The sequence below is a fragment of the Pseudomonas grandcourensis genome, from assembly GCF_039909015.1.
Taxonomy (GTDB): domain Bacteria; phylum Pseudomonadota; class Gammaproteobacteria; order Pseudomonadales; family Pseudomonadaceae; genus Aquipseudomonas; species Aquipseudomonas grandcourensis.
Window position 1 is genome coordinate 1,439,221 of sequence record NZ_CP150919.1, and the last position, 25,843, is coordinate 1,465,063.

Below are 25,843 nucleotides of genomic sequence, written 5' to 3' on the forward strand. Positions count from 1 at the left end.
AAGACAGAATTGCGGCGGGGTGTTGAGGGGCTTATAGCCTTATTCAGTGCATTCCCTGGCTTTCCTGCGCTTTTCATTTCGGTCACTCAATTGCATCCGGGTTTTTCTGCCAGACCACCGACGTTATCATCTACGTCGATTTCTATTCCGGACAGTCCCATGAATCAAGAACCTAGCACCCTCTATGCCAAGCTGCTTGGTGAAACCGCATCTATTACCTGGAAAGAGCTGGAGCCGTTCTTCGCCAAGGGTGCCCTATTGTGGGTCGATCCTGGCCTGGATCTGATCGCCGCCGCCGAGGCCGTGGCCCAGGATGAAGGGGAGAAAGTGGCTGCCTGGCTGGCCGCCGACAAGCTCGCCAAGCTGTCTGAAACGCGGGCGCTGGATCTTTTTGAGCGTGATCCGCAGCTGTGGGCCGTGGTTGTTTCGCCGTGGATTCTGATCCAGGAAAGGGCGCAGGCTTAAAGGGTTGCACCTGATTGGTGCGCTTCTTTCAGAGGGAAAAGTGTGTAGCCGAGTAGCGTGATGGCATGTTGCCGTAGAGAAAGGCCACAGCCTCACGGTGACGTAAACGTAACGGGAACAGTTGAGAGGGCAACTGAACGTCCGCTCAATTGTTTCTGGATGTTGATATGCAGTGGGTTCAAGGCCGTCATCGCGAGCTACCTCGCTCACAGTTGACCGCGTTCTCTCTGAAAGAATGCGATTCCTGTGGGAGCGAGCTTGCTCGCGATGGGGGCGACGCGGTTTTGCGTCTTGTTAAGCCGTCTTGCCCGTATGGTTATTCAACGAAATAACCTTGGTCTTGCCGATGCGGTGACGGTAGATCTCGCGCAGGTACTTGATCGATTTCTTCACGCAATCCCGGGACAGGCGGATGTCGTTGATCGAGACGAACTTGTCCTTGTCGTTGATCAGCTCGCGGTACTTCTTCTCGTACATCGGCTTGATCGCGTACCAGTTGGTATCGAGGATCTTCGCCGGGTTCTCGAACTCGTTGAGCAGGTCGTCGATGCGGTCTTCATCGAACTGTTCGTTGATGATGAAGTCCAGGATCGAGTTGTCCAGGGTCTCGTCGAAGCGGTACGGGTTTTTCGCGAAGCAGCGCTTGATGAAGGCCACGATCAGCGTCAGGAAATCGTCCGACAGGCACGGGCTCTTGGCGATCAGGGTGGTCAGCGACAGGTTGGCCGAAGCACCGATCACCAGCGCGTAGCGCTTGAGCGTGGTGTTGGGGAACAGGCTGTTGAGATGAGTCTTCAACCGGTTCAAATCCATGTAGGACAGCTTGTAGTCCTTCGGCAAGGAAACGATCGACACCACCGACGAGCAATTCTTGAAGAAGTGCAGGTCATGCAGGGCCGCGGCGTCGTAACCCGAGTTCTTGTACTGCTCCAGTGACGCGCGATAGCGCTTGGACTCGATCGGCAACAGGCTGATGCCTTCGATGGCCTGGGTGACCTTGTTGAAGTGTGGCAGGTCGATCGAACGGAAGAACAGATCGTCGATGTTCAGGCGCTGCGGCTCTTTCTCGAACACCTTGAATTTGTCGCTGCTCGGCGGCGGGGTTTCCGGCACCACGGACTCGGCGTAGGCAATCGCCACCGGGCCGGCCAGGCTCATGAACAGGTCGTTGGCGTCCAGGCGGATGGTTTCGCCGATGTCGATGCCGGCGCGACGGAAATAGTTCTGGTCGTAGTCAGTCGTAACCGCCTGCGCCGTCAGAATGTTGAAGATCTGCTGCGAGATGTACTGGTTGGCATGCTTTTCCATGGCATTGACATCAATGTTCTGGATATTGCCGTCATCGTTCTCTTCGGCGTAACGCATGATGTCGTTGGAGATCAGCATCATCGCGTTCCACGGGCGGATGCGGCCCATGACACTGGCTTCGCTGCTGTCTTCGTTGGCGAAGTTGTAGGAAAAGTCCCACTCTTCCGACAGGTATTTGCACAGCAGGCGGCCGGCATTGATGTGCAGGGCTTCGGACATTTCACTGCGGTGATCGGAAATGTTCGGCAGTACACAGATGCCACTGGTGAAGATCGGTTCGAAGACGAAGGAGTGGCCGCTCTTGCTGTCGTGTTCGTCCATCGGTTTGGTGTCGAACGTCTTGTTCATGTACGAGTGCTGCTGGGCCAGGCCGAACTCCGAGGCCATGCCCGAACCGGTACCGCCGCCGGCACTGAAGATCGAGAAATACAGGCGCGACTGGTTGGCCTTGATGCCGCAGCTGTCGATCAGGTACGAGTGAATCATTTTCCAGTCAGGGCTGGAAAAACGCTGGGTGTCCTTGTTCAGGATGATCTTGGCCAGGTACTGGCCGAGGATCGGCGCGTTACCGGCGCCACCGGCGTGGACTTCCGACAGGTCCATGATTTTCATCTTGCTGTAGTCGCGCAGGAAGCCGCTTTTTTCGCCCTTGCGCGAGAAGCGGATGCGTCCGGCGATGTCCTTGTCCAGGTCGCCGAGCATCACCAGCGGCTCGACCAGAAACACCGGCTTGGTGTTTTTGTTGTGGCCCAGGCGCAGGTTGTTGCGGATCCACTGAGCCGGGCTGTAGCCCTTTTCGGCAAAGCGCTTGTCCGGCGACAGGCGATCTTCGTTGTTGAATTCGTTGAGGTAGAACTTGCGGGCGTTGTACACCAGCTCCGCCACGTCCAGCGCAATGTTCGAGCCGCAACGGCCCAGGCCGATGAGGCACACCGACGGGAACTCCTGATCGCTGTGCTGTTCGCTGTCGCCTTCCAGGTGCGGTGCGCGCGGGAACACCATGTCGCGCAGGCCGTCGAGGTTGTCGAGGATGCGGTCGGTGTTGGTTTCGGTGAAGTAGAGGTATTGCTGGGTCGCCAACGGGCGCGATTGAATCAATGGCTTCGGTGATGACGGGCTGTTGGCCGCAGGGCTCAGCGTCAGATCGGTTACCGCAGTGGCCGGGTTGTTTTTAGAAGTCATTGTTCGCCATCTACCTGGGCTGATTGGTTGGCCGACTCACTGTCGTCGAACCGTCACGGAATACAATCGCGTCTTTTTTCAGCGCGTACTTGGACCATGCCTTGGTCTTTAGCCTGAGCATCGCTCGGGGTGAATCCTTTCCTAAGTCATGATGAATCGGCCAATATTCGGTGATCTTTAATCGAGAAGAGGCAAAATGATGTCAATGCTACCTTCGCTAGGGTTTGCCGGGATCGGCCTGATGGGGTTGCCGATGTGCCGGCGCCTGCTGGCCGCGGGTTATCCGCTGGCGGTATGGAATCGCAATCCGGACAAGTGCAAGCCGCTGGTGGAGGCGGGGGCACGCCAGGTCGCCAGCCCGGCCGAACTGTGCCAGCACGCAGACGTGGTAATGCTGTGCCTGGCGGATACGTCAGTCGTACGCGAGGTGGTGTTTGGTCCGGCAGGCGTAGTGGAGGGCGCAAAAAAAGGCCAGCTGCTGGTGGATTTTTCCAGCCTGGAGCCCAACGCTACGCGGGAAATGGCCGCAGAACTCGCCGCTAAAACCGGCATGGGCTGGCTCGACACGCCGGTGTCCGGTGGCGTGGTCGGCGCCGAGGCTGGAAGCCTGGCAATCATGGTCGGCGGTGAAGTACAGGATCTGGAGCGGGTCCGGCCTGTGCTGTTGAGCCTGGGGCAGCGCGTGACGCACATGGGCGGCGTCGGGGCAGGGCAGGTGACCAAGGCCTGCAATCAGATGATCGTCGCCTGCAATGCATTGGTGATTGCTGAAGTCATCGCGCTGGCGGAACGTTCCGGGGTTGATGCCAGCCTGATCGCCGAAGCGCTGGCCGGCGGCTTTGCCGATTCGAAACCCTTGCAGATCCTGGCCCCGCAGATGGCTCAAAGTCGATTCGAACCGGTCAAGTGGCACGTACGGACGTTGCTCAAGGATCTGGATACGGCGGTGAAGTTTTCCCGTGAACAAGGCTCGGCGACACCGATCAGCGGTCTGGCCGCGCAGTTGATGCGCCTGCATGGGAGTCAGGGTTTCCTTGAAAAGGACCCGTCTACATTAGTGCAGATGTACCGTGAGCCAGACTCAGCGTCGTGACGGTGTAGGTGTCCTTGCGCTGGTTGATTTCATTCAACACCGGAAGCAAATCGGTCAGTGGCACCGGCCGGCTCAGCAGATAGCCCTGAACGAAGTCACAGCCATGGTTTTCCAGGAATTGGTATTGCTCAAAGGTTTCGACCCCCTCGGTGACCACTTGCAGGTGCAGGGTATGGGCCATGACGATGATCGCCTGGACGATCTCCATGTCCTGGGTCGCCTTGGGAATGTCCTGGATGAACGAACGGTCGATTTTCAGCGTGTTGAGCGGCAAGCGCTTGAGGTAAGCCAGGGATGAATAGCCGGTGCCGAAGTCATCGATCGACAGCGAAACGCCTAGGGCGCGGATCTGTCGCAGCAGCACCAGGGTGTTGGCGATATTGCCCATCAAGGCGTTTTCGGTGACCTCCAGTTCCAGCCGGTGGGGCTCCACACCGGAGACCCGCAATGCGTACTCGATTTCATCGGCCAGTTCTTCGCGCGCCAGGTTCAAGGGCGAGCAGTTCACGGCGATCTTCAGGTCTTCACAGCCCTGGCGCGACAACTCGCCCAAGTCCTCGCAGGCCTTGCGCAGCACCCAGTTGTCCAGCTCGGCGATCAGGCCGTTGGCCTCGGCGATGGCGATAAAACGATCCGGTACGAGGAAACCGTGGACCGGGTGTTGCCAGCGGATCAAGGCTTCGAGCTTGCTGACCTGACCGGTCTTGAGGTCATAGATCGGCTGGTAATAGAGCATCAGGCCGGTGTCTTCACGCAGGGCGTGGCGCAACTCTTCTTCCAGCTGCAGCTCGAGTGTGGCGCGGGTTTTCAGGTTGGCGCTGAAAAAGTTCAGCCCGTTGCGGCCGCTGCCCTTGGACTGATACAGCGCCAGGTCGGCGTTCTTCAACAGTTCCTCACAGGTCTTGCCGTCTTCCGGAAACAGGCTGATGCCGATGCTGGTTGTCATGACCATGCGCCTGCCGGCCAGCTCGATGGGCTCCTTCATTTTCAGCATGATGCGTTGGGCCATATGCCGCGCTTCTTCACGATCACGCAGGTCGATGAGCAGGCAGAACTCGTCGCCGCCGAAGCGCGCGACCACATCCTCGTGACTGCGAATCGAGCTCTTGATGTGCCCGGCAAGCACTTTGAGCAACTCGTCACCGGCATCGTGGCCAAGGCTGTCGTTGATCCGCTTGAAATGGTCGATGTCCAGGAACAGGACCGCCAGCATCCCGCCTTCGTTGGTTTTCTCGATGAGCTTTTCGGCGAAGATCTGGTTGAACCCGCGGCGGTTGATCAGGTTGGTCAGCGCGTCGTAGTGCGCCACCTGTTGCAGCGACATGCGCGCCTGGTCCAGTTGGCTGAGCAGGGAGTTGACCCGTTGCAGGTCGTGGTCCTTGTGTTGCAGCTTCTTGTCCGCCAGTGCCGCGCTGATGCTGCTGCCGATGATCAGCAGGGCCATGACCGTCACGGTCAGTGCCAGTTGCAGGTGGCTGTGTTCGCCGGATTGCGTCGGCAGGCTGTCGCTGGGCAGGACCAGGTTAAAGGCGGCCATGGCCGTGAGGTGCATACCGAGGATGCCCGCCCCGAGCAACAGGCTGGCGCAGTATTTGAGGAGCTGATGCAGCATGCCGGTGCCGTCGCGCAGATACCATGCCAGCAACAAGGCGGCCAGCGCGGCCCCGATCGCGATCGCGATGGAAAGGGCGAACAGGCCCGGATGGTAATAGACCGAGGCATTGGAGTGCATGGCCGTCATGCCCACGTAATGCATGGTCGCGATACCCAGGCCGATTCCGACCGATGCCTTGAGGCACCGCTGAAAACTCAAATCAGGCAGGCTGAGGGTATGCATTGCCAGCCACGCGGCGAGCAGCGCGATGGTCAGCGAGAACAGCGTGACAGGCAGTTGGTAGTGAAGATCGACAGGTGCCTGGAAGGCCAGCATCCCGACGAAGTGCATGGCCCAGATACCGCCGGCCAGGCATCCGCTGCCCACCCAGCGCCAGAGCGTCTTGGACGCGGATTTTTCAGCGTGAGCAACCCGTTCGGCCATGTCCAGTGTCGCGAAACCGCCGACACAGGCGACCAGATAAGCCAGCAGCACCAGAAAAGGGTCATGTGTGCAATTGAGTATGACCTGCCCGCTCTCTGGTAGCTCGGTAATGAAATGCAAACCAAGCCACTCCATAGCATGCCCCATCGTTATCCCTCAGGCCGGCGCAAGGAGCGACGGCGAATGCCTTGGAGTATAGAGGGCGTGGATGGAGCGCAAGCGGTAGTGGCACATTGGTGCCAAATATTTTGCCATTAGCCTGATAGCGATTAGTGCTAATCCTCAGGCGATTTGCTTCTGAGGCGTCTCGAACGCGGGTTGCAGGGCCGGCAAGCCGAAAGCGGCACGGGCCGCGTCGCAATCGGGATTGGCCAGGCCATCGACCCAGGAAGCCTCGAACTCCCGACATGTGCTGGAGCGTTTTTCGTAAATCGAGCACTGCACCGTACTGCCCACGTCTCCGACCAGGCTGGTGCAGCGCACGGGTTTGCAGCCGGTTCCGAGCATCGCGACCCGACTGGGGCTGATCTGCTCGACAAGCTCATCGGGTACCGTCCCCCCGGACGAGGCGCATTCACCCCAGAAAAATGACACGCGAAAATGAGAACAGCAGGCACCGCAATTCAGACACGGACTGGCTTCGGACATGGGCGATTATCTAAGGAGGAGTGGAGACACAGGGGGGAAACAAGGCCGCTATTCTAGGCTTCGCCAACGGCTTGGGAAGGGGGGCTGAAAGGTATTTTTCATCGATCGGACGGGCTGCGAAATACTCGTCCCGCGAAAGCTCCTACAGGTTGCCTCCCATGGGTTGATATCAGCCTGGCGAATAATCAAAGACAGGTGCGGCCGGCCTGTCTAGATTGCAAAGTCCGGGGGCAGTGACGCCCCAAAAACAATAAAAGAGACGGACCCATGCAGAACTCGACCCAAGCGGCCAATGCCTGGCGCATTCTGTTCCTGTTGTTCCTGGCCAACCTGTTCAATTTTTTCGACCGCACCATCCCGGCCATCATCATCGAGCCCATTCGCATGGAATGGCACCTCAGTGATTTCCAGTTGGGAATCATCGGGACGGCATTCACCATCGTCTACGCCATTGCCGGCTTGCCGCTGGGGCGCATGGCCGATACCGGCTCACGCAGCAAGCTGATGGGCTGGGGGTTGGCAGCGTGGAGCGGGTTGACGGCGGTCAACGGCATGGTGGGCAGTTTCTGGAGCTTCCTGATCGTGCGCATGGGCATCGGCATCGGCGAGGCCAGTTATGCGCCGGCCGCCAACTCGCTGATCGGCGACTTGTTTCCGGCTCACCGCCGGGCGCGGGCCATGGGGATCTTCATGCTGGGGCTGCCATTGGGGCTGTTGCTGGCGTTCTTCACCATCGGCGCGATGGTCAAGGCCTTCGATAGCTGGCGCGCGCCGTTCTTTATCGCTGCGGTACCCGGGCTGATCCTGGCGATCTTCATGTTCTTCATCAAGGAACCGAAGCGCGGCGCCGCGGAGAGCGTTCAGGTTTCGCAGGAAAAGATCGATCGGCCGATCCGTCGTGTGTTGGCCGTGCCGACCTTCCTGTGGCTGGTGATGGCCGGCCTGTGTTTCAACTTCGCCACCTATGCCTGCAACTCATTTCTGGTGCCGATGCTGCAACGCTATTTCCTCATGCCATTGCAGGATGCAGCAGTGGCGACCGGGGTTATTGTCGGTGTGACCGGGCTGGTCGGCCTGACCCTCGGTGGCTGGATTGCGGACAAGATTCACCAGCGGGTCGCCAACGGGCGGCTGTTGTTTGCCGCGTTCAGCCTGGTGATTTCGACGGTCTGCACCGCGTGGGCGCTGCATTCCGGGCGAGTCGAGATCGGCGTGTTCGTTGCCGTGTTCAGCCTCGGTTGGCTGTTCGCCTACAACTTCTATACCTGCGTGTACACGGCGATTCAGGATGTGGTCGAGCCGCGGTTGCGGGCAACGGCGATGGCGCTGTTCTTTGCCGGGCTGTACCTGTTGGGCGGTGGCCTGGGGCCGGTGGTGGTCGGGGCCTTGTCGGATCACTTCGCCCACACGGCGATGCTCGCGGCGGGCGCGGAACAGATGACTGAGGCGTTTAAAGCGGTCGGCCTGCATGACGCGATGTACCTGATTCCGGTGGCGCTGTTGTTCACCGTGGTGTTTCTGTTCCTGGCTTCTCGGTGTTTCGTGCGCGATGCCAGGCGGATGAAGGAAGGGTTGGTGGCGGTGGTTGAGCCTGAAGGTTCTGCGGTGACTGCTTAACCACTATCGTCGGAACGCCGCCCGGAGCAAGCTCGCTCCCACAGAGATCTCATAGGCACTGAAGATCCAATGTAGGAGCGAGCCTGCCCGCGAAGAGGCCATCAGCAGCACTACTGAAATTGAAGTAAACAAAAAGGCCCGCATCACTGCGGGCCTTCTTTTTAAGCAGGGTGGAGCAGGGGATTAACCCGCCACCAACACCCGAATCGCTTCCAGTCGCAGCGCAGCCTTGTCGAGCATGGCCAGGCCTTGCTCACGTTGTTTGCGCAGGGCCACCAGTTCGCTGTCGCGCACGGTCGGGTTGACCGCTTGCAAGGCAGTGAGGCGCGCAAGTTCTTCCTCGGTATCAGCGGCCAGGCGACGCTGCGCCTCGGCGACACGTTCAGTGTGGCGCGGCAGGATCTTCGCTTCACCGGCGTTGATCCGTGGCGTCAGTTGGTCACGCTGGGCCTGGATGAACTTGTTGGCGCTGGCACGCGGTACGCTTTCGAGCTGGTCGTTCAAGGTTTCGAACGACACGCGGGCCGACAGGTCGTTGCCGTTGGTGTCGAGCAGGCAACGCAGGGCGGCCGGCGGTAGGTAACGGCCCAGTTGCAGTGAGCGCGGGGCAACCACTTCGCTGACATACAGCAGTTCCAGCAACACGGTGCCGGGCTTGAGCGCCTTGTTCTTGATCAGCGCCACGGCGGTATTGCCCATGGAGCCGGACAGGACCAGGTCCATGCCGCCCTGAACCATCGGGTGCTCCCAGGTGATGAACTGCATGTCTTCGCGAGACAGCGCCTGGTTACGGTCGTAGGTGATGGTTACGCCTTCGTCGTCGCCCAGCGGGAAGCTGGCGTCGAGCATTTTTTCGCTCGGCTTGAGGATCAGCGCGTTTTCCGAATGGTCTTCGCTGTCGATGCCGAAGGCGTCGAACAGGGTTTCCATGTAGATCGGCAGCGCGAACTGATCGTCTTGCTCAAGGATATCTTCCACCAGCGCATCGCCTTCGCCAGCGCCGCCGGAGTTGAGTTCCAGCAGACGGTCACGACCGGTGTGCAACTCGGCTTCCAGACGTTCACGCTCGGTGCGGGCTTCGTCGATCAGCGCTTGCCACTCGCCATCGTCGGCTTCTTCGAGCAGTGGCAGCAGGCGCGGGCCGAACTGGTGCTGCAGGGCGTTGCCGGTCGGGCAGGTATTGAGGAATGCGTTCAGCGCTTCGTGGTACCACTGGAACAGACGCTCTTGCGGGCTGGTTTCCAGGTACGGCACGTGCAGTTCGATGATGTGCTTCTGGCCGATCCGGTCCAGGCGACCGATGCGTTGTTCCAGCAGGTCCGGGTGGGACGGCAGGTCGAACAGCACCAGGTGATGGGAGAACTGGAAGTTGCGGCCTTCACTGCCAATTTCCGAGCAGATCAGCACTTGCGCGCCAAACTCTTCGTCGGCGAAGTAGGCGGCGGCGCGGTCACGCTCGAGGATGTTCATGCCTTCATGGAACACCGTGGCCGGGATACCGGAGCGCACGCGCAGGGCGTCTTCCAGGTCCATGGCGGTTTCGGCGTGGGCGCAGATCACCAGCACTTTGGTGCGCTTGAGCATCTTCAGTTGATCGATCAGCCACTCGACGCGCGGGTCGAACTTCCACCAGCGTTCTTCTTCGCTGGCGTCCGGTTGGGCCTGGAAGCTGACTTCCGGGTACAGCTCGGCGTGATCGCCCAGCGGCAGTTCGAGGTATTCGTCCGGGCACGGCAGCGGGTACGGGTGCAGCTTGCGCTCCGGGAAACCCTGCACGGCGGCGCGGGTGTTACGGAACAGCACGCGGCCGGTGCCGTGGCGGTCGAGCAATTCACGCACCAGACGCGCGCTGGCTTCGGTGTCGCCATCGTTGACGGCGGCCAGCAGGGCTTCGCCTTCGTTGCCGAGGAAGCCGTGGATGGTCTTGTGGGCTTGCGGCGACAGGCGCCCCTTGTCCAGCAACTCCTGAACGGCTTCAGCCACCGGGCGATAGTTTTCGCTCTCGGCGCGGAAGGCTTGCAGGTCGTGGAAACGGTTCGGGTCGAGCAGGCGCAGACGGGCGAAGTGGCTGTCCTGGCCCAGTTGTTCCGGGGTGGCGGTCAACAGCAACACGCCGGGAATGGTCTCGGCGAGTTGTTCGACCAGGGAATATTCAGGGCTGACCTGATCTTCGTGCCACACCAGATGGTGAGCCTCGTCGACCACCAGCAAGTCCCAGCCCGCCGCGAACAGCGCGTCCTGGGCCTTCTCGTCGTCCACCAGCCACTCAAGCGCGACCAGCGCGAGCTGGGTGTCTTCGAAGGGGTTGCTGGCATCGCTTTCGATGAAGCGTTCTTCGTCGAACAGCGCGACCTGCAGGTTGAAGCGGCGGCGCATCTCGACCAGCCACTGGTGCTGCAGGTTCTCCGGAACCAGAATCAGCACGCGGTTGGCACGGCCCGAGAGCAATTGACGATGGATCACCAGGCCGGCTTCGATGGTTTTACCCAGGCCCACTTCGTCGGCCAGCAGAACCCGTGGCGCGATACGGTCGGCGACTTCGCGGGCAATGTGCAACTGGTGCGCGATCGGTTGCGCACGCACGCCACCCAGGCCCCAAAGGGAGGACTGCAACTGGCGGCTGGTGTGTTCCAGGGTGTGATAACGCAGGGAGAACCAGGCCAGCGGGTCGATCTGGCCGGCGAACAGACGGTCGCTGGCCAGGCGGAACTGGATGAAGTTCGACAGTTGGGTTTCCGGCAGGGTGACCACTTCGTTCTGCCCGTTGAGGCCGTGGTAAACCAGCAGGCCATCGACGTCGTCGACTTCGCGAACAGTCAGCTTCCAGCCTTCGAAGTGAGTGATGGAATCACCGGGCGAAAACCGCACACGGGTGAGGGGCGCATTCCTTAGCGCGTACTGGCGAGTGTCGCCAGTGGCCGGATAGAGCACGGTCAACAAGCGGCCGTCCTGTGCCAGAACGGTGCCTAAACCCAGCTCGGCTTCGCTGTCACTGATCCAGCGTTGCCCCGGTTGATACTGCTGCGCCATGCTGCCTGACTCCCACCTGAAAAAGCGGGCTATCTTAACGGAATGAGGGCTTCAGGGCCAAAGGACTCTCAGAAAAACTCACAGTCATACGTTAGCCCACCTGTGCATGACGCGCCGCTCATCGCACTAATGAGTGCCAAATGAGTCACAGTTTGCGACCGATGGCTCAAGTCGCCATCCCCGCAGCCGACAGCCTGCTGACAGGAGACTGAAAAACATGCTGCCACCGATGCTCCCCTTGAGTGCCGTGCCGATCACTTCACAGACCGACCCGATCCGACCGCGTCCGGATATTCCACCGGTGGTGCCGGTGCAGGAAAGCTCCAGTGAAAGCACGATCGACCTGCAAAAGCGCAATCCTGAAGAGGACGGGCTGGTGCTGCGCGAAGAGCAGCGCCGCAGGCAGGAGCAGGAACGACGTCGCCACGAGGCTGATAATGACCCCGAGGCTCACCTGGCGATTCCCGGGGATGAGCTCAATGCCGACAACACCGTGCCGGTGGCGCCGCTGATGGAAGATCAGCCGCGGCAGGGGCTGTGGGTCGATATCGAGATTTGAGCGCAGGCTGGTCAGCAAGGCCGTCAGGCCGCATTATTGGCGCAGGGTTGCCGAACGCTACGGCGGCTGAAACTCATTTCAAGCGATGCACTGACCGCCATGAGCCAAGACGACAAACTGATTGACCTCAATGCTGAGCGCGCCAAGCGTGTTCATGACCTCAATGACAAGCGACTCAATGAAGTTCGCCAGGCGTTCGAACAGGCCATGCCATTGGGCAAGGCGAAAAAAAAGCCGAAAAACAAACCGAAAAAACGCTGAAATCCCCCGCATTCATTGATGCGGGTCAAACTTCTCCCTTCCTCTTGCCCAGTCTCGGGCGACATTGATCCCGGTCAATATTCTCTCCTGCCTGTTTGGTTAACTTAGCCCTATCGCAACAGGGCAGGTACAGGAGACGCGTCATGTTTTTCGACAACGTGGTGATCGCCGGAGTGCTGACTGTCAGCCTCATGTTTGTATTTTTTGCAGGGTTCGGACTTTTTATCTGGAAGGATTCGCACAAGCGGAAGTAACCGTAGTTCTTTCTGGATGTAATGAGCACGCAAGGCATTTTGGGCAACTTCGGTTGCCCTTTTTTTGCCTGCAAAAAACTGTTGGAGTGCATAAAGCCCGCTCCTACATGGGTTCTATGGTGTTAAGAAACTCATGGCAATAAAAAAGGCGCGGTCCTTGCGGAGCGCGCCTTTTCTGGTTTGGCTGCTTATCAGCTGCCAAGGGCCTTCGATGCCAGCCAGAACAACCCGGCCGACAGGGCCACGGTGGCTGGCAGGGTCAATACCCAGGCCAGCAGGATGGTTCTGACGGTGCCGCTTTGCAGGCCGCTTTTGTTGGCGACCATGGTGCCCGCCACACCCGAGGACAGCACGTGGGTGGTGGAAACCGGCAGGCTGAAGATGTTCGCCATGCCGATCAGGGTGGCGGTGGTGATCTGCGCCGACATGCCTTGGGAGTAGGTCATGCCTTGCTTGCCGATCTTCTCGCCAATGGTCAGTACCACGCGTTTCCAGCCGACCATGGTGCCCAGGCCCAAGGCCAGTGCAACCGCCAGGATCACCCAGAACGGGGCGTATTCGGTGGTGGTGGTCAGGTCCTTGCGCAGCTTGTCCAGGTCAGCCTTTTCACGGGCGCCGAGCGTTGGCAACTTGCTGACTTTCTTCGCCGTGTCGTCCAGGCAGAGCAGGTAACGACGCACTTCGATGCGGCTTTCCGACGGCAGCGAGTGATAGTCGGCTACACCCTTGAGGGTGCCGAGCAGGGCGGTGATGGTCGGTTCGGTCTGTTGCGGGTTGCAACGGAACTTCTCCGGCAGATCGCCTTCCACGCTCTTGCCCAGGGCCAGGAACTCGCCCAGGGTTTCAGAATTACGCTGGTAGAACTGGCTCAGGTGCAGCGTGGCGTCGCGAGTCCGCTCGATCTGATAGGTCGTGCTGTTCAGGTCGAGAACGAACTGCGCCGGCACGATACCGATCAGGACCAGCATGATCAGGCCGATACCTTTCTGGCCATCGTTGGAGCCGTGCACGAAACTCACGGCCATGGCCGAGATCACCAGTACCAGGCGATTCCAGAATGGCGGGTGCTTCTTGTCGTCGATCTTGCGGCGCTGTTCCGGCGTCTTGTGCATCTTCGACAGCGGACGCCACCATTTAAGACCGATCAGGATCAGCGCGGCGATCAGGAAGCCGGCCATTGGCGAGAACACCAGCGAGGCGCCGATATCGATCGCTTTCTGCCAGTTCACACCGTCAGCCAGCGGAATATCGTTGATCAGGGCATTGGCCAGGCCGACACCGAGGATCGAACCGATCAGCGTGTGGGAACTGGACGCGGGAATACCGAAGTACCAGGTGCCCAGGTTCCAGGTAATGGCGGCGGCGAGCAACGAGAACACCATGGCGAGTCCGTGACCAGTGTTCACATTGATCAGCAGTTCTACCGGCAGCAGGTGGACGATGGCATACGCCACGCCGACCCCGCCCAGCAGCACGCCGAGGAAGTTGAACACACCGGAGAAGAACACCGCCAGGTGAGGCGGCATGGCTTTGGTGTAGATAACGGTCGCCACCGCGTTAGCGGTGTCATGAAAGCCGTTGATGAACTCGAAGGCGAGGACAAAGGCCAGGGCGAGCAAGAGGCTCACAAGCACCCAAGCATCCAGTCCGCTGAATAAATCGATCATGAAGGTTTTCTGACCCGGTCATAAGGGGGCGCGATTATGCCAGAAAAGACTGCTAATCAATGCACTAGCTGCTCATCGGTAACATTCTTCAATGATTTTTTTTGCCGCCGCACCTGAAAACCCACGGTTTTGCTGCGTTTTTTAAGTCATTGATTTAATTTAAAAAACACACCGTCACAAAACCTTCACAGCCCGGTAAGAGGGGCTTGAACGGTTGTGAGAAAAATCTGAGAAATAGGTCAGATACCGGAAATCTGCCTGATTCGGCGACGGTGATGGCCGCTGCCCGCTCGTAGCGGGCGCGAAAGGCAGCATCAATACATCCCGCTTTTAACGGGTGCAGAGGCAGGCCCTTGTAAGGATCAGGCCGAAGCAGTCACGGCTCTTCGGCTTTGAGTTCCTTTTCCATTTTTTGAATTTCCTGCTGGAAAACCTGATCCTGAACGGTGGCGCGTTTACGCCAGGGTTTGCGTTCCGGTTCGGGTTGAGCGGCGTAAGTGGTGACTTCTCCGCCGTAAACTTCCTTGTAACGTTGTTCCTGGCGCTCTAGTTCCGCGCGCAGTTCGTCTTTCGTCACAGTGCTACCTGTTTGAGTTGGGATAAATTCTGGTGAAAACGCGCTGCATCAATTCGTTTGATCACGTTCGTCGAATGGGCAATGCCCGTCAAGGCATCGTTTTTGACAACAAGGTGATCAATACTTCCATGTCACAGGCGGCCACGGCACCAGAGATAAATAGCTGACGTAGCTTCAGTTTCCTGTTTCGGCAAGCGCATCGGCAAGGCTGTGCAATGCGGATCTGGCGCTTGCGGCGGGCAACGGCGACGGAACATCGCATTGCCGGGCAGCGGGTTCGGCAAGTAAAAAACCGAAGCGCTACTGAATTGTATTATAGCGGCCGATTTGAAGAACACTATCTCCAAAGAGTTAAAAGTTGTTCTTGGTGTGTGACCGTTTTGTTGCTCGCAACTTTACGATTAAGTGGAGCGTCGACTGATACCAGATCGCTGCGATGCCTTTCTGATGCCATTAAGTCAGGCAAGTTGCGGTAATTGGATTGCCCCATTAAGTCCTGTGTCGAGTTGGCGTAAACATGGGGTCGTGTGTCGGCGGAAAAAACGGGCATCGGTGGATCCGGTTGTTCATTTGGTGGATTGCGATTATCGGTCGAGCGTTCGATAATCGCACGGAGTTGGCGGGCCGGGCTTGAGCGTCAGGCGCTGGCCCTTTGTAATAGTCGCTGATCCGAATGGGTAAAAGGACCTTGTATGAACGATCAAATGCGTAATTCCTTCGCTTCAGTGGCTCCTCCCATCGTTGCCTCACCTGCCAAACGGATCCAGGCACTGACCGGCGACCCGGATTTCATGACGTCCCTGGCCCGTGGCCTGGCCGTGGTGCAAGCGTTCCAGGAGCGCAAACGGCACCTGACCATCGCCCAGATCAGCCACCGCACGGAAATTCCCCGCGCTGCCGTGCGCCGTTGCCTGCACACCCTGATCAAGCTCGGCTACGCCACCACCGACGGCCGCACCTATTCGCTGCTGCCCAAAGTGCTGACCCTCGGCCATGCCTATGTGTCCTCGACGCCACTGGCGGTTTCCGCCCAGCCTTACCTGGACCGCATGAGCGAGCAACTGCACGAGGCCTGCAACATGGCCACGCTGGAGGGTGATGACATTCTGTACATCGCCCGCTCTGCGACCACCCAACGCCTGATTTCGGTGGACCTGTCGGTAGGCGGGCGCTTGCCGGCCTATTGCACATCGATGGGACGGATCCTGTTGGCCGCGCTGGATGACACCTCGCTGGGCGAATACCTCGACCACGCCGAATTGCAAGCCAAGACCAGCCGCACGATCCACACCCCCGAGGCATTGCTCGAATGCCTGCAAGAAGTACGACTGCAAGGCTGGTGCATCGTCGACCAGGAACTCGAGCAAGGGCTGCGTTCGATTGCCGTCCCGGTGTACGACGCTTCCGGGCAGGTGGTTGCGGCCCTCAACGTCAGTACCCATGCGGGGCGGGTCAGCCGCAATGAGCTTGAACAGCGTTTCCTGCCCGGTTTGTTGAGCGCCAGCCGCGACCTCAGCGCCCAGTTGTTTGCCTAAGCTGTTCGATAAACGCACAGAGTTGCGTTTATCGAATTGACGCTGTTTCCTGCGGATCATTACTGTCGCGGCTTCGTCAGCATCTGCTGACACCGTTCGACAGCGATCCGTGGAATAAAAATAATGAACCAGCCTCAGTCTGCTGTAGGAAACTGCCTCGACGTGCAGTCCTTCATCAATGCCCAACCCATTTCGCGCTACCAGTGGCGCGTGGTGATCCTGTGTTTCCTGATTGTCTTCCTCGATGGCCTCGACACTGCGGCCATGGGTTTCATCGCCCCGGCCCTGTCCCAGGACTGGGGTATCGACCGCGCCAGTCTCGGCCCGGTGATGAGTGCGGCGTTGATCGGCATGGTCTTCGGCGCACTGGGCTCCGGCCCTCTGGCTGACCGCTTCGGGCGAAAAGTCGTACTGGTCGGTGCGGTGCTGTTGTTCGGCGCCTTCAGTCTGGCCTCTGCCTACAGCAGCAATGTCGATCAATTGCTGGTGTTGCGCTTCCTGACCGGCCTGGGTCTGGGCGCCGGCATGCCGAACGCCACCACGCTGCTGTCGGAGTACACACCGGAGCGCAAGAAGTCCCTGCTGGTGACCAGCATGTTCTGCGGCTTCAACCTCGGCATGGCTGGCGGCGGATTTATCTCGGCCAAGCTGATTCCGGCCTTTGGCTGGCACAGCCTGCTGCTGATCGGCGGGGTTCTGCCGTTGATCCTCGCCGTCGTTTTGCTGCTCTGGCTGCCGGAGTCGGCGCGTTACCTGGTGGTGCGTAACCGCGGTACGGACAAAGTGCGCAAGGCACTGGCGCCGATCGATCCGACGGTGGTGGCCCAGGCGTCCAGCTTCAGCGTGCCGGAGCAGAAAACCGTGAAGGCGCGCAATGTGTTCGCGGTGATCTTCTCCGGCACCTACAGCACCGGCACCTTGCTGCTGTGGCTGACCTACTTCATGGGCCTGGTGATCGTTTACCTGCTGACCAGCTGGCTGCCGACCCTGATGCGCGACAGTGGCGCGAGCATGGAGCAGGCCGCCTTCATCGGCGCGCTGTTCCAGTTTGGTGGCGTGCTCAGTGCAGTGGGCGTGGGCTGGGCAATGGACCGGTTCAATCCGCACAAGGTCATCGGCACTTTCTACCTGCTGGCCGGGGTATTTGCCTACGCGGTAGGGCAGAGCCTGGGCAACATCACAATCCTGGCGACCCTGGTGCTGGTGGCCGGGATGTGTGTCAACGGTGCGCAATCGGCGATGCCGTCACTGGCGGCGCGGTTCTATCCGACTCAAGGGCGGGCCACCGGCGTGTCGTGGATGCTCGGCATCGGTCGCTTCGGCGCCATCCTTGGTGCCTGGATGGGCGCGACGCTGCTGGGGCTGGGCTGGAACTTCGAGCAGGTGCTGACGGCGCTGGTGATTCCGGCGGCGCTGGCAACGACGGCGGTGGTGATCAAGGGCATGGTCAGTCATGCGGATGCGACCTGATTCCGGTTTGAAATAGTGGTGTAGCAGGAAAAGATCGCAGCCTTCGGCAGCTCCTACAGGGGAATGTGTAAATCTGTAGGAGCTGCCGCAGGCTGCGATCTTTTGGGGGCAGCCCATAAAGATAGTCAAGCAACAATATGTTCGATAATCGAACGCTTAGTCGATTATCGGATTGTTTGGCGTTTTGCACGGGCTTAATCTTCAGTCATTCCGGCGCTGCGCATCGGCGCCTTCTTCCACTGTCGGTTAACAATAAACGGGAGCCTGCCCCAATGGCTGAAATCCTTTCGCTGCACGACGCGGTGAAGCAATTCGTAAACGACGGCGATACGGTCGCGCTCGAAGGCTTTACTCACCTGATCCCGACGGCGGCGGGTCACGAAATCATTCGCCAGGGCAAGAAAGACCTGACCCTGGTGCGGATGACTCCTGACTTGATCTACGACCAGTTGATCGGTGCCGGTTGTGCCCGCAAGCTGATTTTCTCCTGGGGCGGCAACCCGGGTGTCGGCTCCCTGCATCGCCTGCGTGACGCTGTGGAAAAGCAGTGGCCCCACGCGCTGGAAATCGAAGAGCACAGCCACGCCGACCTGGCCAATGCCTACGTCGCCGGCGCTTCCGGCCTGCCGTTCGCGGTGCTGCGTGCCTACGCCGGTTCCGACCTGCCGAAGGTCAACCCGCTGATCAAATCCGTCACTTGCCCGTTCACTGGCGAAGTGCTGGCCGCCGTGCCTTCGGTGCGCCCGGACATTACCGTGATTCACGCGCAGAAAGCCGACCGCAAGGGCAACGTGCTGCTCTGGGGCATCCTCGGCGTGCAGAAAGAAGCCGCTCTGGCCGCCAAGCGCTGCATCGTCACCGTTGAGGAAATCGTCGACGACCTCAATGCACCGATGAACTCCTGTGTATTGCCAACCTGGGCCTTGAGCGCGGTTTGCCACGTACCTGGCGGTGCGCATCCTTCCTACGCCCACGGTTACAACGAGCGCGACAACCGCTTCTACCAGGCCTGGGACCCGATTGCCCGCGACCGTGAAACCTTCACCGCGTGGATCAACGAATACATCCACGGCAGCGCTGACTTCAGCGAGTTCCAGGCCAAACTGGCCGCCGCTTCGGAGGCGAAGTAATGACTTACACCACCAATGAAATGATGACCGTCGCCGCCGCTCGCCGTCTGAAGAACGGTTCGGTGTGCTTCGTCGGTATCGGCCTGCCGTCGAAAGCGGCCAACCTGGCACGCCTGACGTCCTCGCCTGATGTGGTCCTGATCTACGAATCGGGTCCGATCGGCGCCAAACCAAGCGTATTGCCGCTGTCGATCGGTGACGGTGAGCTGGCGGAAACCGCCGACACCGTAGTCCCGACCGGCGAGATTTTCCGCTACTGGCTGCAGGGCGGGCGCATTGACGTCGGTTTCCTCGGTGCGGCGCAGGTCGACCGTTTCGGCAACATCAACACCACCGTCGTGGGTGATTACCACTCGCCGAAAGTCCGTCTGCCGGGTGCCGGTGGCGCGCCGGAGATCGCCGGTTCCGCCAAGAGCGTGTTGATCATCCTCAAGCAGTCGTCGCGCTCCTTTGTCGACAAACTCGATTTCATTACCTCGGTCGGCCACGGCGAGGGCGGTGATTCGCGCAAGCGCCTCGGCCTGCCAGGCGCCGGTCCGGTGGGGATCATCACCGACCTGTGCATCATGGAACCGGAGGAGGGCACCCACGAATTCGTGGTCACCGCACTGCATCCGGGCGTGACCCGCGAGCAAGTGGTTGCTGCCACCGGTTGGGCAATTCGCTTTGCCGACCATGTTGAGCAAACCGCCGAGCCGACTGAAGTCGAACTGACCGCGCTGCGCGACCTCGAAGCCCGCACAGCTGCCGCACACGGCCAAGCCCCCGGAGAAGCGTGATGCGTGACGTTTATATCTGCGACGCGATTCGTACCCCCATCGGCCGTTTCGGCGGTGGCCTGTCGACGGTACGTGCCGACGACCTGGCTGCCGTACCAATCAAGGCCTTGATGGAGCGCAACCCGTCGGTGGACTGGAACGCCGTGGACGAGGTGTTCCTCGGCTGCGCCAACCAGGCCGGTGAAGACAACCGCAACGTTGCGCGTATGGCGCTGTTGCTGGCCGGCCTGCCGGAAAGCATTCCCGGCGTGACCCTCAACCGCCTCTGCGCTTCGGGCATGGATGCCATCGGCACCGCGTTCCGCGCCATCGCCAGCGGCGAGATGGAGCTGGCGATTGCCGGTGGCGTCGAGTCGATGTCTCGCGCACCGTTTGTGATGGGCAAGGCCGATGCCGCGTTTTCACGCAACATGAAGCTCGAAGACACCACCATCGGCTGGCGCTTCATCAACCCGTTGATGAAAGCCCAGTACGGCGTGGACGCGATGCCGCAGACCGCTGACAACGTCGCCGACGATTACAAGGTGTCCCGCGCCGATCAGGACGCGTTCGCCCTGCGCAGTCAACAACGCACGGCCGCCGCGCAAGCCGCCGGGTTCTTCGCCGAAGAAATCGTTGAAGTGCGGATCGCCCACAAGAAGGGTGAAACCGTGGTCAGCCAGGACGAACATCCTCGCGCCGACACCACCCTGGAAGCCCTGACCAAACTCAAACCGGTCAACGGCCCCGACAAGACCGTCACCGCTGGCAATGCCTCGGGTGTGAACGACGGCGCCGCCGCGTTGATCCTGGCTTCGGCCGAAGCGGTGAAGAAACACGGCCTGACTGCCCGTGCCAAAGTACTGGGCATGGCCAGCGCCGGTGTTGCTCCGCGTGTAATGGGCATCGGTCCGGTGCCGGCGGTGCGTAAACTGATCGAACGCCTCGGTGTGGCGGTCAGCGATTTCGACGTGATCGAACTCAACGAAGCCTTCGCCAGCCAAGGCCTGGCGGTGCTGCGTGAACTGGGGATCGCGGACGACGCAGCCCAGGTCAACCCGAACGGTGGCGCGATTGCCTTGGGCCATCCATTGGGCATGAGCGGTGCGCGGTTGGTACTGACGGCTTTGCATCAATTGGAAAAAAACGGCGGCAAGAAAGGTCTGGCGACCATGTGCGTCGGTGTCGGCCAAGGTCTGGCTTTGGCGATCGAGCGCGTCTGACGCGCTTTCAAGACTATAAGAACTGAGGAATGCTTCATGACTGACAAGCCTGGTTACCGTCGCCCGCAGGCGGGCACTCAGCCGGAATACCTGCACCCGGCCTATCAATCCACCAACCTGCGCTCGCCGTCCAAACCGTTGGTGTTCCTGCCTCATTCGTTGTCGGAAATTACCGGTCCGACCGTCGGCGCCGAGCGCGTCAACGAGAAGGACAGCGACCTGACCGCCCAGCACGAGGGGCAGCCACAGGGTGAGCGCATCATCATCCACGGCCGCGTGCTGGATGAAAACGGTCTGCCGGTGCCGGGGATTCTGGTGGAGATCTGGCAAGCCAACGCCGCCGGTCGCTACGCACATGCCCGCGACCTGCACGACGCACCGCTGGACCCGAATTTCACCGGCACCGGCCGCACCGTGACCGACGCCGATGGCTGGTACCAGTTCCAGACCATCAAGCCAGGTGCGTATCCGTGGGGTAACCACCACAACGCGTGGCGCCCGGCGCACATCCATTTCTCGCTGTTCGGGCCGAGCATCCTGACGCGCCTGGTGACGCAGATGTATTTCCCGGGCGACCCGCTGCTGGCGTACGACCCGATCTACAATTGCGTGCCCGATACCAGCGCCAAAGAGCGTTTGATCGCCACGTTCGATCTGGAAAAAACCATCCCTTCCTATGCCCTCGGTTATCGCTGGGACATCGTTTTGCGCGGCCGCGACGCCACGCCGATGGAGAAATAAGATGACGCTGACTGCGACCACGTCCCACACCGTCGGGCCGTACTACCACATCGGCCTGACCTGGCTGAACCGCGAAAACCTGACTGTCGAGCAAACCCTGGGCGAGCGCGTGGCGATCACCGGGCAAGTGGTCGACGGCAATGGCGACATCGTCAACGACGCGATGCTGGAAGTCTGGCAGGCCAACGCCGCCGGTAAGTATGACCACCCGGAAGACGACCAGAAAAAACCCCTGGACCCGAACTTCGAAGGCTTTGGTCGGGTGCCGGTAGATGCCGAAGGGCGTTTTCGTTTCACCACCATCAAGCCCGGTACGGTCGAGGGGCTCAAAGGCACGACCCAGGCACCGCACCTGGTGGTACTGGTGTTTGCCCGTGGCCTGGTCAAGCACCTGTTGACGCGGATTTACTTTGATGGCGAAGCGGCTAACGTCGACGATCCGTTGCTGGAGTGCGTGCCGGCGGATCGTCGCGGCACGTTGATCGCCAAGCAGGATGCGTCGGGTGTTTATCAGTGGAATGTGATTCTGCAGGGCACCGATGCCGAGACGGTGTTCTTCGACTATTAAGTGAACACCGCAAAACCTGTAGGAGCGAGCCTGCTCGCGAAAGCGGTGTATCAGACAGCATTGATATCGACTGATACGACGCCGTCGCGAGCAGGCTCGCTCCTACAGGGGTTGTGTGTTGCTGATGCATCTGCGGAACGGGACTGTTGCAAAGTGTGTCTAGACTCTCACTGTCCCCACAGAGTGGAAAAAACAATGGCAACCCCTATAGCTACTACAGCGCTATACACCGGTGAAGAGCGCAACAAGCGGATCTTCGCCATTGTCGGTGCGTCGTCCGGCAACCTGGTCGAATGGTTCGACTTCTACGTCTATGCCTTCTGTGCGATCTATTTCGCACCGGCCTTTTTCCCGTCCGATAACCCCACCGTGCAGTTGGTCAATACCGCCGGTGTGTTCGCCGCCGGGTTCCTGATGCGGCCGATTGGCGGCTGGATTTTTGGGCGGTTGGCGGACAAGCACGGGCGCAAGAATTCGATGTTGATCTCGATTCTGATGATGTGCTTCGGCTCGCTGCTGATCGCCTGCCTGCCGACCTACAACAGCATCGGGGTCTGGGCACCGATCCTGTTGCTGTTCGCCCGTTTGCTGCAAGGCCTGTCGGTGGGCGGTGAGTACGGCACTACCGCGACCTACATGAGTGAAGTGGCGCTCAAGGGCCAACGCGGTTTCTTCGCCTCGTTCCAGTACGTGACCCTGATCGGCGGCCAGTTGCTCGCGGTGTCGCTGGTGGTGATCCTGCAACAGTTCCTCACCGAAGATGATCTGCGTGCCTACGGCTGGCGGATTCCTTTCGTGGTGGGTGCCATGGCGGCGCTGGTTTCGCTGTATCTGCGTCGTTCGCTGAAAGAAACTTCGAGCAAGGAAATGCGCGAAAACAAGGACGCCGGCAGCATCAGCGCCCTGTTCCGCGACCATAAAGCCGCGTTCATCACCGTACTCGGTTATACCGCCGGTGGTTCGCTGATTTTCTACACCTTCACCACGTACATGCAGAAGTACCTGGTGAACACCGCCGGCATGCCGGCCAAGACCGCCAGCTACATCATGACCGGCGCGCTGTTCCTCTATATGTGCATGCAGCCGGTTTTCGGCATGCTCGCCGACAGGATCGGCCGGCGTAACTCGATGCTCTGGTTCGGCACCCTCGGCACGCTGTGCACCGTGCCGATCCTGTTGAGCCTGAAAAGTGTCAGCAGTCCATTCCTGGCCTTTGTGCTGATTACCCTGGCGCTGGCGATCGTCAGTTTCTACACCTCCATCAGTGGCCTGGTGAAAGCCGAGATGTTCCCGCCCGAGGTGCGTGCACTGGGTGTCGGCCTGGCGTATGCGGTGGCGAATGCGATCTTCGGTGGTTCGGCGGAGTATGTGGCCTTGAGCCTCAAGGCCGTGGGCATGGAAAACTCCTTCTACTGGTACGTGACGGTGATGATGGCGATAGCGTTCCTGTTCAGCCTGCGTCTGCCGAAACAGGCGAAGTATCTGCATCACGATCTTTGATCTTCACGCGCGGACCGCAGGCCCGCGCCTCCAGGAAATGTTTATGAACCAGCGACCGGGCAATCAATTGTTCGATGCCTATTTCACTGCCCGCGATATGCGTGAGGTGTTCTGCGATCAGGGCCGGGTCCAGGCCATGCTCGATTTCGAAGCGGCACTGGCCCGGGCCGAAGCGCGGGTCGGAATGATTCCGTCGAGTGCTGTCGCACCGATTGAAGCGGCTTGCAGCGCCGGGCTTTACGACTTTGCGGCGTTGGGCGAGGCGATTGCCACGGCGGGTAACTCGGCGATTCCGTTGGTCAAGGCGCTGGGTAAACAGATCGCGGCCTGCGATGCCGAGGCCGAACGCTATGTGCATCTGGGTGCGACCAGCCAGGACGTGATGGACAGCGGCCTGGTGCTGCAACTGCGTCGTGCGTTGGAACTGATTGAAAACGATCTGGCGCAGTTGGGGCAGATTCTGGCGACTCAGGCTCAGCGTTATGCAACCACGCCGTTGGCGGGGCGCACGTGGTTGCAACACGCGACACCGGTCACTCTCGGCATGAAAATCGCTGGTTGGTTGGGGGCGGTGACCCGCAGCCGTCAGCGTTTGCTGGAACTCAAACCGCGTCTTTTGGTGCTGCAATTCGGCGGTGCTTCCGGAACCCTCGCAGCACTGGGCGAGCAGGCGATGCCGATTGCCCAGGCACTATCTGAAGAACTGCAACTGACCTTGCCCGATCAGCCGTGGCACACCCAGCGCGATCGCGTGGTGGAGTTCGGCGCTGTGTTTGGCCTGATCGCCGGCAGTCTCGGCAAGTTCGGGCGTGATATCAGCCTGTTGATGCAAACCGAGGCCGCCGAAGTGTTCGAACCTTCGTCGCCGGGCAAGGGCGGTTCTTCGACCATGCCGCACAAACGCAATCCTGTAGGCGCGGCGGTGTTGATCGGCGCGGCGACGCGTGTGCCGGGTCTGCTGTCGACGCTGTTCAGCGCCATGCCTCAGGAACACGAACGCAGCCTCGGCCTGTGGCATGCCGAGTGGGAAACCCTGCCGGAGATTTGCTGCCTGGTGTCCGGCAGTCTGCAGCAAGCGCTGTTGATCGCCCAAGGACTGGAAGTGGATGCCGAGCGCATGGCTCGCAATCTCGATTTGACCCAGGGCCTGGTGCTCGCCGAAGCGGTGAGCATCGTCCTCGCGCAACGGGTAGGGCGCGATACCGCGCACCACCTGCTGGAGCAATGCTGCAAACGCGCCGTGGCCGAACAACGTCACCTGCGTGCGGTCCTCGGTGACGAACCGCAAGTGACCGCCGAGCTGTCGGCCGCCGAACTCGATCATCTGCTGGACCCCGCCCACTATCTCGGTCAGGCCAAAACCTGGGTCGAGCGGGCGGTGGCTGAACATTCTGCATTGACTGCCTGAAGGAGACTTGCTGTGGCTTTTGTACAACTCGCCGAGGGCGAACTGCATTACCAACTCGATGGACCGGTCGATGCGCCGGTGCTGGTGCTGTCCAACTCCCTGGGCACGGACTTGCACATGTGGGACGCGCAAATCCCGGCGTTCTCCGAGCATTTTCGTGTGTTGCGTTTTGATACCCGTGGTCACGGCCAATCGCTGGTGACGCCGGGCCCGTACAGCATCGAGCAACTGGGCCGCGACGTGCTGGCGCTGCTGGATGCCTTGCACATCGAACGCGCGCATTTCTGCGGCTTGTCCATGGGCGGGCTGATTGGGCAGTGGCTGGGTATCAATGCCGGCGAGCGCCTGAACAAACTGATCGTGTGCAACACCGCAGCGAAAATCGGCGATCCATCGATATGGGATCCGCGCATTGAGATGGTGCTGCGCGATGGTCAGGCGGCCATGATTGCCCTGCGCGATGCGTCGATTGCCCGCTGGTTCACCCCGGACTTCTCCGAAGCCAACCCGGCGGCGGCCAAGCAGATTACCGACATGCTCGCGACCACTTCGCCGGAAGGCTATGCGGCCAACTGCGCGGCGGTGTGCGATGCCGATTTCCGTGATCAGTTGTCGTTGATCAAGGCGCCGCTGCTGGTGGTTGCCGGTACTGAAGATGCTGTGACGCCGCCGTCCGGCGGGCATTTCATTCAGGAACATGTGCCGGGCGCCGAGTACGCCGAGTTCTATGCCGCGCATTTGTCCAACGTCCAGGCCGGCAGCGCGTTCAGCGAGCGGGTACTGGCGTTTCTGTCGGCTGATTGAGGGTTTT

General features: G+C 60.1%; 22 protein-coding genes and 1 pseudogene. 16 read left to right on the forward strand and 7 right to left on the reverse strand.

Annotated features, from left to right (window positions below; translation table 11 throughout):
• Window positions 1-159: 159 nt before the first annotated feature.
• Window positions 160-465, forward strand: a complete 306-nt coding sequence (locus AABM52_RS06320) for a DUF2288 domain-containing protein (RefSeq protein WP_108227850.1) — start codon at window positions 160-162, stop codon at window positions 463-465.
• 294 nt (window positions 466-759) lie between these two features.
• On the opposite strand, the gene AABM52_RS06325 is transcribed toward AABM52_RS06320, so the two are convergent.
• Complete coding sequence (locus tag AABM52_RS06325) at window positions 760-2,955, reverse strand: hypothetical protein (protein ID WP_347910956.1); 2,196 nt, start codon at window positions 2,953-2,955, stop codon at window positions 760-762.
• A gap of 196 nt (window positions 2,956-3,151) precedes the next feature.
• Here AABM52_RS06325 and AABM52_RS06330 point away from each other — a divergent pair, with 196 nt between their 5' ends.
• A complete protein-coding gene (locus tag AABM52_RS06330) occupies window positions 3,152-4,048 on the forward strand; it encodes an NAD(P)-dependent oxidoreductase (RefSeq protein WP_347910957.1) in 897 nt (298 codons plus the stop codon).
• Here AABM52_RS06330 and AABM52_RS06335 read toward each other — a convergent pair.
• Window positions 4,005-6,221: an EAL domain-containing protein gene (locus tag AABM52_RS06335; RefSeq protein ID WP_347910958.1), complete on the reverse strand. Its 2,217-nt coding sequence runs from the start codon at window positions 6,219-6,221 to the stop codon at window positions 4,005-4,007. The genes AABM52_RS06330 and AABM52_RS06335 overlap by 44 nt on opposite strands.
• A 147-nt stretch (window positions 6,222-6,368) precedes the next feature.
• Complete coding sequence (locus AABM52_RS06340) at window positions 6,369-6,734, reverse strand: YkgJ family cysteine cluster protein (RefSeq protein WP_150754146.1); 366 nt, start codon at window positions 6,732-6,734, stop codon at window positions 6,369-6,371.
• Window positions 6,735-7,001: 267 nt separating this feature from the next.
• Between AABM52_RS06340 and AABM52_RS06345 the strand changes: the two genes are divergently transcribed.
• On the forward strand, window positions 7,002-8,351 hold the full coding sequence (locus AABM52_RS06345) for an MFS transporter (protein ID WP_347910959.1): 1,350 nt from the start codon (window positions 7,002-7,004) through the stop codon (window positions 8,349-8,351).
• Window positions 8,352-8,534: 183 nt separating this feature from the next.
• Here the strand turns inward: AABM52_RS06345 and rapA are convergent, their stop codons facing one another.
• Entirely contained in the window at window positions 8,535-11,381 is a 2,847-nt protein-coding gene (gene rapA / locus AABM52_RS06350; protein WP_008054181.1) for an RNA polymerase-associated protein RapA, read from the reverse strand.
• 217 nt (window positions 11,382-11,598) lie between these two features.
• Here rapA and AABM52_RS06355 point away from each other — a divergent pair, with 217 nt between their 5' ends.
• The 3 genes from AABM52_RS06355 (at window position 11,599) to ccoM (ending at window position 12,455) form a co-directional block, all read left to right on the forward strand.
• Window positions 11,599-11,940: an aspartate-semialdehyde dehydrogenase gene (locus AABM52_RS06355; RefSeq protein ID WP_347910960.1), complete on the forward strand. Its 342-nt coding sequence runs from the start codon at window positions 11,599-11,601 to the stop codon at window positions 11,938-11,940.
• 99 nt (window positions 11,941-12,039) lie between these two features.
• Window positions 12,040-12,201, forward strand: coding sequence for a hypothetical protein (locus AABM52_RS06360; protein ID WP_008016476.1), 162 nt, complete (start codon window positions 12,040-12,042; stop codon window positions 12,199-12,201).
• A gap of 143 nt (window positions 12,202-12,344) precedes the next feature.
• The gene (ccoM, locus tag AABM52_RS06365) at window positions 12,345-12,455 is read left to right on the forward strand and encodes a cytochrome c oxidase subunit CcoM (RefSeq protein ID WP_007976669.1); all 111 of its coding nucleotides are present in this window, start codon (window positions 12,345-12,347) and stop codon (window positions 12,453-12,455) included.
• A 191-nt stretch (window positions 12,456-12,646) separates the two neighbouring features.
• On the opposite strand, the gene AABM52_RS06370 is transcribed toward ccoM, so the two are convergent.
• The gene (locus AABM52_RS06370) at window positions 12,647-14,122 is read right to left on the reverse strand and encodes an inorganic phosphate transporter (protein WP_095945395.1); all 1,476 of its coding nucleotides are present in this window, start codon (window positions 14,120-14,122) and stop codon (window positions 12,647-12,649) included.
• 376 nt (window positions 14,123-14,498) lie between these two features.
• On the reverse strand, window positions 14,499-14,699 hold the full coding sequence (locus tag AABM52_RS06375; protein ID WP_008054177.1) for a hypothetical protein: 201 nt from the start codon (window positions 14,697-14,699) through the stop codon (window positions 14,499-14,501).
• 692 nt (window positions 14,700-15,391) lie between these two features.
• Here AABM52_RS06375 and pcaR point away from each other — a divergent pair.
• The 7 genes from pcaR to pcaG all read left to right on the forward strand — a co-directional run bounded on the left by pcaR (window position 15,392) and on the right by pcaG (window position 22,124).
• Window positions 15,392-16,234: a pca regulon transcriptional regulator PcaR gene (pcaR, locus tag AABM52_RS06380; protein ID WP_008054175.1), complete on the forward strand. Its 843-nt coding sequence runs from the start codon at window positions 15,392-15,394 to the stop codon at window positions 16,232-16,234.
• 123 nt (window positions 16,235-16,357) lie between these two features.
• Window positions 16,358-17,704: an MFS transporter gene (locus tag AABM52_RS06385; protein ID WP_046041439.1), complete on the forward strand. Its 1,347-nt coding sequence runs from the start codon at window positions 16,358-16,360 to the stop codon at window positions 17,702-17,704.
• A gap of 272 nt (window positions 17,705-17,976) precedes the next feature.
• Window positions 17,977-18,834 (forward strand): CoA transferase subunit A, encoded by an 858-nt coding sequence (locus AABM52_RS06390; RefSeq protein WP_008054173.1) that lies wholly within the window; start codon window positions 17,977-17,979, stop codon window positions 18,832-18,834.
• A complete protein-coding gene (locus AABM52_RS06395; protein ID WP_056720807.1) occupies window positions 18,834-19,613 on the forward strand; it encodes a CoA-transferase subunit beta in 780 nt (259 codons plus the stop codon). Before AABM52_RS06390 ends, AABM52_RS06395 begins: the two co-directional genes overlap by 1 nt.
• The gene (gene pcaF, locus AABM52_RS06400; RefSeq protein ID WP_347910961.1) at window positions 19,610-20,815 is read left to right on the forward strand and encodes a 3-oxoadipyl-CoA thiolase; all 1,206 of its coding nucleotides are present in this window, start codon (window positions 19,610-19,612) and stop codon (window positions 20,813-20,815) included. Before AABM52_RS06395 ends, pcaF begins: the two co-directional genes overlap by 4 nt.
• 36 nt (window positions 20,816-20,851) lie before the next feature.
• Window positions 20,852-21,556, forward strand: a complete 705-nt coding sequence (gene pcaH, locus AABM52_RS06405; RefSeq protein WP_347910962.1) for a protocatechuate 3,4-dioxygenase subunit beta — start codon at window positions 20,852-20,854, stop codon at window positions 21,554-21,556.
• A gap of 1 nt (window position 21,557) precedes the next feature.
• Window positions 21,558-22,124: a protocatechuate 3,4-dioxygenase subunit alpha gene (gene pcaG / locus AABM52_RS06410; protein WP_347910963.1), complete on the forward strand. Its 567-nt coding sequence runs from the start codon at window positions 21,558-21,560 to the stop codon at window positions 22,122-22,124.
• A gap of 13 nt (window positions 22,125-22,137) precedes the next feature.
• Here pcaG and AABM52_RS06415 read toward each other — a convergent pair.
• A pseudogene (locus tag AABM52_RS06415) lies at window positions 22,138-22,254 on the reverse strand (DUF4381 domain-containing protein); the annotation flags it as partial.
• 65 nt (window positions 22,255-22,319) lie between these two features.
• On the opposite strand from AABM52_RS06415, the gene AABM52_RS06420 reads away from it, so the two are divergent.
• Genes AABM52_RS06420 through pcaD form a run of 3 tightly spaced genes read left to right on the forward strand, consistent with a single transcriptional unit; the run spans window position 22,320 to window position 25,836 of the window.
• Window positions 22,320-23,624 carry an MFS family transporter gene (locus AABM52_RS06420; RefSeq protein ID WP_347910964.1) on the forward strand — a complete coding sequence of 435 codons (1,305 nt, stop codon included), beginning with the start codon at window positions 22,320-22,322 and terminating at the stop codon, window positions 23,622-23,624.
• 43 nt (window positions 23,625-23,667) lie between these two features.
• A complete protein-coding gene (locus tag AABM52_RS06425) occupies window positions 23,668-25,032 on the forward strand; it encodes a 3-carboxy-cis,cis-muconate cycloisomerase (RefSeq protein WP_347910965.1) in 1,365 nt (454 codons plus the stop codon).
• A gap of 12 nt (window positions 25,033-25,044) precedes the next feature.
• Window positions 25,045-25,836: a 3-oxoadipate enol-lactonase gene (gene pcaD, locus AABM52_RS06430; RefSeq protein ID WP_347910966.1), complete on the forward strand. Its 792-nt coding sequence runs from the start codon at window positions 25,045-25,047 to the stop codon at window positions 25,834-25,836.
• The last annotated feature ends 7 nt before the right edge of the window (window positions 25,837-25,843 follow it).